General features: G+C 68.3%; 9 protein-coding genes. 7 read left to right on the top strand and 2 right to left on the bottom strand.

The genetic code is table 11. From position 1 onward, the window contains the following. Nucleotides 1-372: 372 nt before the first annotated feature. Both ACVOLJ_RS20520 and ACVOLJ_RS20515 read right to left on the bottom strand, forming a co-directional pair. Complete coding sequence (locus ACVOLJ_RS20520; protein WP_481564965.1) at nucleotides 373-1,026, bottom strand: response regulator; 654 nt, start codon at nucleotides 1,024-1,026, stop codon at nucleotides 373-375. Beyond that, nucleotides 1,019-4,048 carry a sensor histidine kinase gene (locus tag ACVOLJ_RS20515; RefSeq protein WP_481564964.1) on the bottom strand — a complete coding sequence of 1,010 codons (3,030 nt, stop codon included), beginning with the start codon at nucleotides 4,046-4,048 and terminating at the stop codon, nucleotides 1,019-1,021. The genes ACVOLJ_RS20520 and ACVOLJ_RS20515 overlap by 8 nt, the downstream gene beginning before the upstream one ends. A gap of 96 nt (nucleotides 4,049-4,144) precedes the next feature. On the opposite strand from ACVOLJ_RS20515, the gene ACVOLJ_RS20510 reads away from it, so the two are divergent. The 7 genes from ACVOLJ_RS20510 to ACVOLJ_RS20480 all read left to right on the top strand — a co-directional run bounded on the left by ACVOLJ_RS20510 (nucleotide 4,145) and on the right by ACVOLJ_RS20480 (nucleotide 10,923). After that, complete coding sequence (locus tag ACVOLJ_RS20510; protein ID WP_475279063.1) at nucleotides 4,145-4,477, top strand: hypothetical protein; 333 nt, start codon at nucleotides 4,145-4,147, stop codon at nucleotides 4,475-4,477. A 79-nt stretch (nucleotides 4,478-4,556) separates the two neighbouring features. Further along, a complete protein-coding gene (locus ACVOLJ_RS20505; protein WP_475279062.1) occupies nucleotides 4,557-4,973 on the top strand; it encodes a helix-turn-helix domain-containing protein in 417 nt (138 codons plus the stop codon). Then, nucleotides 4,970-5,626 (top strand): hydrolase, encoded by a 657-nt coding sequence (locus tag ACVOLJ_RS20500; RefSeq protein ID WP_475279061.1) that lies wholly within the window; start codon nucleotides 4,970-4,972, stop codon nucleotides 5,624-5,626. Before ACVOLJ_RS20505 ends, ACVOLJ_RS20500 begins: the two co-directional genes overlap by 4 nt. A 2-nt stretch (nucleotides 5,627-5,628) precedes the next feature. After that, nucleotides 5,629-6,054 carry a DoxX family protein gene (locus tag ACVOLJ_RS20495; protein WP_475279060.1) on the top strand — a complete coding sequence of 142 codons (426 nt, stop codon included), beginning with the start codon at nucleotides 5,629-5,631 and terminating at the stop codon, nucleotides 6,052-6,054. Between the two features lie 119 nt (nucleotides 6,055-6,173). After that, nucleotides 6,174-8,021, top strand: coding sequence for an amidohydrolase (locus ACVOLJ_RS20490; protein WP_475279145.1), 1,848 nt, complete (start codon nucleotides 6,174-6,176; stop codon nucleotides 8,019-8,021). Beyond that, the gene (locus ACVOLJ_RS20485) at nucleotides 8,000-9,283 is read left to right on the top strand and encodes an alginate export family protein (protein WP_481564963.1); all 1,284 of its coding nucleotides are present in this window, start codon (nucleotides 8,000-8,002) and stop codon (nucleotides 9,281-9,283) included. Before ACVOLJ_RS20490 ends, ACVOLJ_RS20485 begins: the two co-directional genes overlap by 22 nt. Continuing rightward, on the top strand, nucleotides 9,277-10,923 hold the full coding sequence (locus ACVOLJ_RS20480; RefSeq protein WP_481564962.1) for an MFS transporter: 1,647 nt from the start codon (nucleotides 9,277-9,279) through the stop codon (nucleotides 10,921-10,923). The genes ACVOLJ_RS20485 and ACVOLJ_RS20480 overlap by 7 nt, the downstream gene beginning before the upstream one ends. Nucleotides 10,924-11,055 lie beyond the last annotated feature (132 nt).

Raw genomic sequence — 11,055 nt, 5'->3', positions numbered from 1 at the left:
GGGGGGGGGGGGGGGGGGGCGCCCCCCCCCCCCCCCCACCCAGAGGCGGGGGCCGCCCCCCGCCACCGCCGCCCCCCCCCCCCCCCCCCCCCCCCCCCCCCCCCCCCCCCCCCGGCAGTGTCCTGGCGACGGATGGCTTGGACTTCTGGAGCCTCACTGGGTGTGGATGACGTTCAATGTGTGGTCGGTTCAATCCAACCAACAGCCGTGGAAATTTGTCGAAGGCGGGGCACTATGGATTTGCGGGGTGTGTTATCTGGCTCCCCGCAGACTCACAGTGGCCCGGCATCCCTCGGAATGCGCGCTTCGGCATTTGACGTTGACGTTGACGTTGCGGGTGCAGGGCTGCAAGCCCTGCGGAGAAAACCGCCCTCAATCGTGCCCGCTGTCGTCCAGGCTGATGATCCCGCGCCGGAGTGCCTGCGTCACCGCGTGCGTGCGGTCGCCGACACCGAGCTTGTCCATCAGGCTTTTCATGTGCGCTTTCACTGTCTGCTCGGAAATCTGCATGCGCTCGCCGATGCGCTTGTTCGACAGGCCGCCGGCCACGTGACGCAGCACTTCCGTTTCGCGAGGCGAAAGACGGTCTTCCACCACGTGCGCGGCGATGCCGGCGGCAACTGCTGCCGGAATGGGAGCGCGGCGGCCGCTGGCCACCATGCGGATGGTGTCTACCAGTTCGTGGCGCAGCATGTCCTTCAGCAGGTACGCGGCCGCACCGGCCTGCAGCGCCCGCACCGCACGCACGTCGCCGCTGTAGGTGGTCAGCACGATGATGCGTGCGCGTGGGTCCAGCGCGCGGATGCGCACGATGGCCTCCACCCCGTCCATGCGTGGCATCTGCAGGTCCATCAGCACCACATCCGGTTGCAGCTGCTGGTAGAGGGTCAATGCCTCTTCACCGTCGGCCGCTTCGCCCAGAAGGCGCAGGTCGTTGTGCGTGCCGAGCAACGCGGCCAGGCCATCGCGCAGCAGGGGATGGTCATCGACCACCAGCACGCCGATGGAAGTAGGGGATTCAGTCATGGGTAGGTCTGCTCCAGGGCCAACGCCAACGCGATGGACGGCGGTGATACAGGCGTCGGGCGGGAACGGACAACGCCACTTCGGTGCCCAGGCCGGGGCGGGTCCACAGCTGCAGTTCCGCCCCCAGCCGCTGCGCACGCTCGCGCATGCCCTGCATGCCCCAATGGCCACGACCGGCATCTTCGTCTGCGATGCCAACGCCATCGTCGCGCACATGCAGCAGGAAGCAGCGCGTGCCATAGGACAATTCCACCTCGATGGCACTGGCCTGTGCATGGCGCAGTGCGTTGCGGATGGCCTCGCGTCCGATCAGGAACACTTCCTCGGCGGCGTCGTGCTGCAGGGGTGGGGGCGCACCTTCAACGGTCAGGCGCAGCGGGTTGGTGCCCTGGCCGGCGTACTCGGCGTGCACGTCTGCCAGCGCCGAGGCCAGATCGCGGCCGGCAAACGGGCCGTCACGCAGGGCGTTGACGCGCTCGCGGCCCTCGGCCAGGTTGCGCTCGGCCAGCACCATTGCCGATTCCAGCTGGCTGCGGACCGGCTCCGGTGTCTGTGCCGATTGGCTGATGGCATGCAGGCGCAGGATCAGGCCCTGGCTGCCCTGCAGCAGGGTGTCATGCAGATCGCGGGCGATACGCTCGCGTTCGCCATTGCGTTCCTGCAGGCGCGCGCGGAACAGCGCGGCGAGCTGGCCACTGCGGATGCGCACGGCCAGCACCAGCGCGGCCAGCAGCAGTGCCGCGCACAACAGCTTGAACCAGACGGTCTGCACGAACGTGGGGGAAATACGGAAGTTGCGACTCGCCGGCGCGCGGCTCCAGACGCCGTCCTCGTTGGCCGCTTCCACCTCGAAACGATACGGGCCCGGCGCCAGATTGGTGTAGTAGGCGCGCGTACTGCCGCCGGCGTCCTGCCATCTGTCGTCCACGCCGGACAGCCGGTAGCGGTAGCGATTGCGTTCGGGCCGCGCCAGCGACAGGGCCACGTAGTCGATCTGCAGCTGGGTGGTTCCAGCGGGCAGGCGCAGCCCTTCCTGCAGCGGAACCTGCCGGTTGCCGTACAGCACATCGCCGATACGCACGCCCGGTGCCATGGTGTTCATCAGCGGCTGCAGGGTATCCAGCCATGCCAGGCCCTGATTGGTGGCCAGCCACAACAGGCCATCGGCCGCCAGCACGGCGGTGGAAATGGGGCCGCTCTGCAGGGCGATGCCGGGCATGCCGTCGACCGCATCGAACAGCCGCGGTGCCACCGGCTGGCCGTCGCGCAGCGCGCTGCGCAGGGTTGCCGTTTCCAGCCGGACCAGGCCGCGGCTGCCGTTCAACCACAGGCGCCCCTGCGCATCGACGACGATGCCGGTGATCCCCTCCAGCACGCCGGTCGTATCGGTGCGCACCGACTGGAAAGGGCCGTTGCCGATGCGCGCGGCCAGGCCGGCTTCGCCTGCCACCAGCAGCAGATCCCCATGCTGCAGCAGCGCGGTTATCGGGCCCACCGACAGCCCTTGGGCTGCACCGAAGGTACTGACCGTTGTGGCATCCATCCTGCGCAACACCCCGTCGGCGTAACCCAGCAGCAGGGCGCCGTCGGCCGTGCGCGCCATCGACGAACAGGCCTGCTCGGGCAACCGCTTTTCCTGCTGCCAGCGGTTGACTGCGTAGTGCAGTACCGCGCGCTCACCGGCACAGACCCAGGCGTGGTCGTCATCGGCAAACAGCAGGGCGTGCAGCGGCTGGCCGGTGAACGGTGCCGGCAACGGAATGCGGGTGGTGCGGCCGCCAACGGTGCGTGCCAGGTTGATCCAGTCGAACTGCCAGACCGGCACAGGCGCCTGCCGTGCGGCCGCCTGCAGCTGCGCGGCGTTGCCGGCCAGCAACGGGCGCCGCAGGTCGAACAGCTTGAGGTCTTCGCCGTAGCCATACACGTGGCCATCGCTGCTGCGGACCAGTGTGCGGTACGGGTCGGCCGGGCCGACGGCCAGTGTCTGCACGCTGCGCGCACGGAAGCGGTTGAGGCCAAGATTGGTGCCGACCCAGAGGTTGCCCTCGCGATCAGCGATGACCGGCACCGCCGAGGTTGCGGTCAGCCCCTGTGCCGTGTCGAAGCGCTCCATGCGCACGGCCTGCTGGCCCTGGAAGCTGACCCGCGCGACACCCCCGTGAGGGCTCAGCGTCGCCCACAGCGCGCCGTCGTCGGTGAACTGCAGCCGTGCGGCCACCAGCCCGGGCAACCGCCGCGCCTCGCGCTCGGCCGCTGGCAGCACGCCATGCGCATCGGCAAGGGGCGACGTGCCGGCGATGCGGTCGGCCAGCCAGACTTCGCCTTGCGGACTCTCTGCCAGCGTTGCCATCTGCGATACAGCGATGCCGGTGTTCTCGAAGGCTGTGTGTCCTGCAGGGCGCTTCCAGATGTGCAGGTCGGCCAGCACCCAGAAGGTGCCATGACTGTCCTGGAGCACCCATTGCACGCGACGCTGCGGCAACCCGGTGCCGGCTGGCGGGGTCTGCCAGCGCTGCCCATCGAACCAGCGCAGCCCGCCGTTGACCGCTGCCCACAGGCGGCCATCGCGATCCTGCGCAAAGCGTGGGACCACACCGACAGGCACGCCCTCGGCGCGCCCAAAGCTGCGCAGCTGCTGTTGCCCGAACCGGCTGATGCCCGCCTGGAAATAGCCGATCCACAATCCATCGCTGCCATCCAGGCCGAGGGTGACCATGTTGCTGGAGGGGAAGCGGGTGCCCGCCGGTGGCTCCTGGCGTTCGAAGCGACGGCCGTCAAAGCGATACAGGCCCGAACCGGTTGCCAGCCAGACCATGCCCTCGCTGTCCTGCGCGATGTCCCATATGTCGCCGGGCGCACCCTGGCCTACGCGCCAGGCGGTGTGCTGGTAGCCGGGCATGCCGGCACTGATCGCCGGGTGCTGTGCGGCACACACAGGCAGGGCGATCAGCAACAGCAGGCACGACAGCAGCGCCGGCAGGCGATGCAGGAAAGGGAAGGGCTGGCCACGCATGGCGCTCATTCTGGCAGGTGCGGGGCATGCCCGGGTGACCCGAACGGGGTAGGCGGGGCGCGGGCGCTTCGGATATCACGCCCTGATGGATGACGGAGCCCGGCGATGCAGCGCTTGTATGTGATGTTCCCTGATCGCGGGCCGGGCCTGGGATTGATGTGGCTGCGGATATGCGTGGCCGCTGCGATGTTGCTGCCAGCACCGGCTGCGGGTGGCCCGTGGTGGCTGTGCCTGGCGGCGGCAGGCCTGTTGCTGCCGGGCCTGCTGACCCCGTTGGCCACCGCCCTGGCGGTGTCCGGGCTCTATCTGCAGGGGGCCGCGTTGCCATGGTGTGTGCTGCCCCTGGCGCTCCTTGTGCTCGGACCGGGCGCCTATTCGCTGGACGCGCAGCTGTTCGGGCGCCGTCGTCTGCGGCGACGGCCTCCCCCGATCGGGTGAGTATCGACCTCGACCGTCGGGGGTAGGTCACTGGCAGGCGGCACGCCACCATGGGCCACCCCCATCGCGGCATCCCGGCATGGCCATTGTTCACTCTTCTGCCCAGCCCATGCCGAGGTTGGCGCCGCAGCAGTCGGCGGCCCTGCAGCGCGCGCTGCGCTATATCGACGAGCACCTGTCGCAGTCGCTGCGGGTCACTGAACTGGCCGAGGTCGCCTGTGTAAGCCGTTTCCACCTGGTGCGCCTGTTCCGCAGCGGCACCGGGGCCAGCCCGCTGCGCTACGTGCGCCGGCGGCGCATCGAGCGTGCACGGCAGTTGCTGCCGGTCGCCGGGCAGTCGATGACCTGCCTGGCCCAGCACCTGGGCTTCTTCGACCAGAGCCATTTCGTCCGCAGCTTCCGTGCCGAGACCGGATGCAGCCCTGGCCAGTACCTGGCCGGCGATGCCGCGCTCGTGCTTTCCCCTGTTGTTTCCTCCACCGGAGTCCACCCATGAATGCTGCTACTGCCACCCCCGCCAAAGCGCTGCTGGCGCCCACCGACCACGCGCTGGTGCTGATCGACTACCAATCGCAGATGGCCTTTGCCACCCACACCATCGACATTTCGGCGCTGCGCAACAACGTGTCGCTGATCAGCAAGGGTGCGAAGGGCTTCAACGTACCGGTGCTGCTGACCACGGTGGCCGAGAAGTCGTTCTCCGGCCCGATGTTCCCGGAGCTGCCGGCGATTTTCCCGGGCCAGCCGGTGTTCGACCGCACCTCGATGAACACCTGGGAAGACCAGCCGGTGATCGATGAGATCAACCGCATCGGCAAGCGTCGCCTGGTGCTGGCCGGGCTGTGGACCAGCGTATGCATCGTTGGCCCGACCCTGTCGGCGCTGGAGCAGGGCTTTGAGGTATATGTGATCACCGATGCCTGTGGCGATGTGAGCGAAGAGGCGCACGAGCGCGCCATCACCCGCATGGTGCAGGCCGGCGCGGTGCCGATCACCAGCGTGCAGTACCTGCTGGAGCTGCAGCGCGACTGGGCGCGTGGCGAGACCTACGACCTGACCACCGGCATCGCCCGTGACCATGCCGGCGGCTACGGTGTCGGCATCCAGTACGCCAAGACGATGTTCGGCGCGCAGGAAGGCGGGCACTGAGGGTGGGCCATGGCCATGGCCCCGACCTGGCCTTGCTGATCCTGCGGGTGGCAGCGGGAGGATTCCTGCTGCCGCACGCGCTGGGCAAGTTGTTTGGCTGGTTCAACGGCCCAGGCCTGGCCGGCTTTGCCGGTGAACTGCGCGGTTTCGGGTTGCCGGCCACCGCGCCGCTGCCGCTGCTGCTGGCGTTGCTGCAGGTGCTTTCCGGCACCGCCGTGATGCTGGGCTGGCAGACCCGGGTCGCCGCGCTTGCCGCCGCCGCGTTCATCGCATTCACCGCCGTGCTGGCGCTGCCCAAGGGCTGGTTCTGGATGCGCGGCGGCGCCGAATACCCGCTGTTGTGGACGCTGGCATTGCTGGCCATCGCCCTGGCCGGCCCCGGCGCGTGGGCGATGGATGGCCTGGCTTTTTCTGGAGACATCGCATGAGCAACGAACCGCTCGACCCCGGCCGCCGCAACGTGGTGCTTGGCACCGGTGCGGCGTTGGCGCTGGGCCTGGCCGGCGGCAGCGCCGCCGCCCTCCCATCCCTTCCCAAGGAACGTCGCATGAGCACGCTGGTCATCCGCAATGCACGCATCACCACGCTTGATCCGCAGCAGCCGCATGCACAGGCCCTTGCCGTGCAGGACGGGCGCATCGTCGCGGTTGGCAGCGACGAACAGATCATGCGTGGCTGGGGCAACGAAGCCACCCTGATCGACGCACAGGGGCGGCGCATCGTTCCCGGCCTCAATGACAGCCACACCCACCTGATCCGTGGTGGCCTGAACTACAACCTGGAACTGCGCTGGGATGGCCTGCGTTCGCTGGCCGATGCGATGGCGATGCTGAAGGCGCAGGTTGACCGCACGCCTGCACCCCAATGGGTGCGCGTGGTCGGCGGCTTCACCGCGACCCAGTTCACCGAGAAACGCCTGCCGACGCTGCAGGAACTCAACGACGTAGCACCGGATACGCCGGTGTTCCTGCTGCATCTGTACGACCGCGCGCTGCTCAACCGCGCCGCGCTGCGTGCCTGCGGCTACACCAAGGAAACACCTGATCCGCCGGGTGGGCAGATCGTGCGCGATTCGCTGGGAAACCCTACCGGCCTGCTGCTGGCCAAACCCAATGCGCTGATCCTGTATGCCACCCTGGCCAAGGGACCGAAGCTGCCGATCGAGTACCAGGCCAATTCGACGCGTCATTTCATGCGCGACCTGAACCGGCTGGGCATCACCTCGGTCATCGATGCCGGTGGCGGATTCCAGAACTACCCCGAGGATTACCAGGTCATCGAGCAGTTGCATCGCGACGACCAGCTGACGGTGCGCATCGCCTACAACCTGTTCACCCAGAACAAGGGCAGCGAGGTGAGCGACTTCCGTGGCTGGAGCGAGATGCTGCAGCCACGCCAGGGTGATGACCTGCTGCGTCACAACGGCGCCGGCGAAATGCTGGTGTTCTCCGCAGCCGATTTCGAACTGTTCAACGAGCCGCGTCCGGAGCTGCCGCCGGAGCTGGAACCGGAACTGCACGAGGTGGTGAAGCTGCTGGTGCAGAAGCGCTGGCCGTTCCGTATCCATGCGACCTATGACGAAAGCATCACCCGCATCCTGGATGTCTACGAACAGGTGAACCGCGAAGTGCCGTTCGACGGCCTGCACTGGTTCATCGACCATGCCGAGACCATCACCCCGCGCAACATCGAGCGCATCCGCGCATTGAACGGCGGCATTGCCGTGCAGCACCGCATGGCCTACCAGGGTGAGGCGTTCGTGCAGCGCTATGGCGTGCAGGCGGCCCGGCACACACCGCCGGTGAAGCGGATGCTGGCCGAGGGCGTGCCGGTCGGTGCCGGTACCGATGCCACCCGCGTGGCCAGCTACAACCCGTGGGTGGCGTTGTCGTGGCTGGTCACCGGGCGCACCGTGGGTGGCCTGGCGCTGTACGGCGATGAGAACCTGCTGGAGCGCGAACAGGCCCTGCGGCTGTGGACCCAGGGCAGTGCGTGGTTCTCTGGCGACGAAGCGGTGAAGGGCACGCTGAAGGCGGGGCAGCTGGCGGACTTCATCCTGTTGTCGGCTGACTTCTTCCGCGTGGACGAGGCGCAGATCGCCGATATCACAAGCCTGTTGACCGTGGTCGGCGGCCGCATCGTACATGCCGACGGTGACTACGCAGGATTGGCTCCACAGCTGCCACCGGCGATGCCGGACTGGTCGCCGGTCAACAGATTCGGCGGCTACCACGTCGGCGGTGCCGCCACCGGTCTGGCGGCGGCACACCACCACCATCATGGCGTCGCCTGCGGCACCCATGGCGCGCACGGGCATGCGGCCCATCATGCGGCACCCAGTGCAGACCTGACCGCGTTCTGGGGCGCGATGGGGTGTTCGTGCTTCGCGTTCTGACCCTGGCACTGCTGGCCGCGCCGTCGCTGGCGCAGGCCTGTGATGGGGGAGGCTGCAGCGAGATCGGCGATGGCCGTGTGCAGTGGGATGCCTCGCTGCGCGTGCGCGGCATGTACTACGACCCGACCCGCTTCGGCGTTGCCGCAGGTGAGGACGGCTACGGTCTGCTGCGTGCGCTGGCTTCGGCCACCTACGCCCGCAACGACTGGCAGGCGAAACTGCAGCTGGGCATGCATGCCGAGCAGGGCAGGGCGGGTGGTCCGGGCCGCACCGATCGCAGTGCGCTCGACGTGCAGCAGGCGTACTGGCGCTGGGCCGGCGATGCCATGCACGTGCAGCTGGGCCGGCAGGAGGCTGGCTACGGCAGCTCGCGGCTGCTGTCGGTGCGCGACGGACCGAACATCCGCCTGGCGTTCGACGGTGCCCGGGTGGGCTGGAAGGGCCGGCGGGGCACGTTGGATCTGATGGCACTGCGGCCGATCGAGAATCGTCCTGGCGCGATGGATGACCGGGGCGAGCATGGCGCGCATCTGATCGGCGCCTATGCGACCACCGCCCGCGGTGTTGGTTCCGGGCAGTGGGATCTGTACCTGATGGACTACCGTCGCGACGGTGGCCGGTTCGCGGCGGGCACCGGCATCGAACGGCGGCAGACCCTGGGTGCACGCTGGTTCGGCCAGGCCGGTGCGCTGGACTGGAACGCCGAGCTGGTGGTGCAGGGCGGTCAGCTGCGTACCGCCACCGATACACTGGACATCCGCGCATGGACGCTGGCCAGCGATACCGGTTGGCGTTGGAACGACCTGCCGCTGCAACCCAGGCTGGGACTGAAGGCCGATATCGCCAGCGGTGATGGCAACCTGCGCGATGGCCGGCTGGGCACGTTCAACGCGCTGTTTCCCAAGTCGGCGTACTTCAGCGAGGCCAGCCTGCTGGCGCCGGCCAACCTGATGGACCTGCAGCCGACGCTGGGGCTGCGCCTGCATGACACGGTGAGCACCGAACTGGGCGTACAGCTGGCGTGGAAGCAGCAGCGTGCCGATGCGGTGTACACCACGCCGGCGCCGCTGGTGGCGTTGCCCGGCAGCGCCGGTGGCGCCCGCCGCATCGGCACCCAATACAAATCCGAAACCCGCTGGCAGGTCAGTGACCGCTGGCAATGGCAGTTGCAGTTGGCCTGGGTCGATGCAGGTCCTGCGCTGAAGCAGGCCGGCGGCCAGGACACCTTGTTCGCCTCAATCGTAGGAGCATGGCAATGGTGAACGCGTCCGCGTCACAACACCCCCCGCAGGCTGCTGGTGCCTGGTCACCGCTGAAGATCCGGATGTTCCGGTCGATCTGGCTGGCCATCCTGGCCAGCAACATCGGCACCTGGGTCAACGATGTCGCCGCGGCCTGGGTGATGGCCGAGCGCACCGGTTCGCCGCTGATGGTGGCGCTGGTACAGGCGGCCACCACGGTGCCGATCGTGCTGCTGGCCCTGGCCGCCGGTACCTTGGCCGACATCGTCGATCGGCGGAAGTACCTGCTGTTCACCCAGGGCTGGATGCTGCTGGTGGCGGCGGTGATGGCTGCATTGACGGCGATGGACCTGCTGACCCCGCAGCTGCTGGTGCTGTTGACCTTCTGCATGGGCTGTGGCGCGGCGATGGCGATGCCCGCACAGGCGGCGATCGTTTCCGAACTGGTGCCGCAGCCGATGCTGGCCTCGGCCGTTGCGCTGAACTCGATCGGCATCAACATCGCCCGTTCGATCGGCCCCGCCATCGGTGGCGTGATCGTGGCGCAGATGGGAGCGGTGTGGGCATTCGGCTTCAATGCCATCACCTTTGCGGCAATGCTGGTGGTGGTGTGGGGCTGGAAGCGTGACCCGAAGGCGTCCAGCCTGCCGCCGGAGGGCTTCGGTGCCGGCCTGAAAGCCGGGCTGCGTTACGCCAGTCGTGCCGGACGCCTGCAGGCGGTGCTGATCAAATCAGCAGGGTTCTTCTTCTTTGCCGCGGCGATGAACGCGATGCTGCCGGTGGTGGTGCGTGGGCAGATGCACGGTGGGGCGGGGCAGTACGGTGTGTTGCTGGGCTGCATCGGTATCGGTGCGGTGAGCGGGGCGTTCCTGCTGCCGAAGCTGCGCGCCAGGCTCGACCGCGATCTGCTGGTGCTGCTGGCCACGCTGTCACTGGCGGCAAGCCTGGTCGGCCTTGCGTTGACGCGCAGCTGGTACGTGCTGCCCCTGGTGATGCTGGTCAATGGCTTTGCGTGGATCACCGTATTGTCTTCGCTGCAGATCGCCGCGCAGATCGCGGTGCCGGCCTGGGTGCGGGCACGCGCGCTGGCGTTGTACATCATGGTGTTCTCGGCCGGCATGGCCGCAGGCGGCTTGAGCTGGGGCGCACTTGCGCAGCGCACCTCGCCGGAGCTGGCCCTGCTGCTGGCGGCCGCCGGCGCGGTGATCGGCGGGTTGCTGGTGTGGCGCGTGCGCATTGCCGGGGCCGAAGATCTGGACCTGAGCCCGGCCGGGCACTGGCCAGCACCGGAACTGTCGGTACCGGTTTCCAACGACCGCGGCCCGGTGCTGGTGACCGTCGAATACCGTATCGATGCCGCCGACCGTGCCGCATTCCATGCGCGGATGCGCACGCTCGGAGCGATCCGGCGACGCGACGGCGCCGTGGTCTGGGGCGTGGTGGAAGACGTGGCCAGCCCAGGCATCCACCTGGAGTATTTCGTGGCCGCGTCCTGGCTGGAGCATCTGCGCCAGCACGAGCGCATCACCTCCGACGACAAGGCGGTGCAGGAAGAGCTGCGGGCGTTGCATCGGGGTGAACGTTCGCCGGTGGTGCGCCATTTCGTAGGCGGCCACGACCCGTTGCCGGGCGCCGTGCCACACCACCACAGCGATATCTGACAGGTAGCGCCGGGCCCATACCCGCCCTGAAGAGCGGGGCGCCCCGCAGTGCACCGGCAAAAACCCACCCACCCACGCGCGCGGCCACCGCCCCCCCCCCACCCAACCAATCAAGATCAAACCACAACACTC

The organism is Stenotrophomonas sp. STEN046 (genome assembly GCF_056759755.1).
This window is presented reverse-complemented; position numbering and strand designations above follow the sequence as displayed.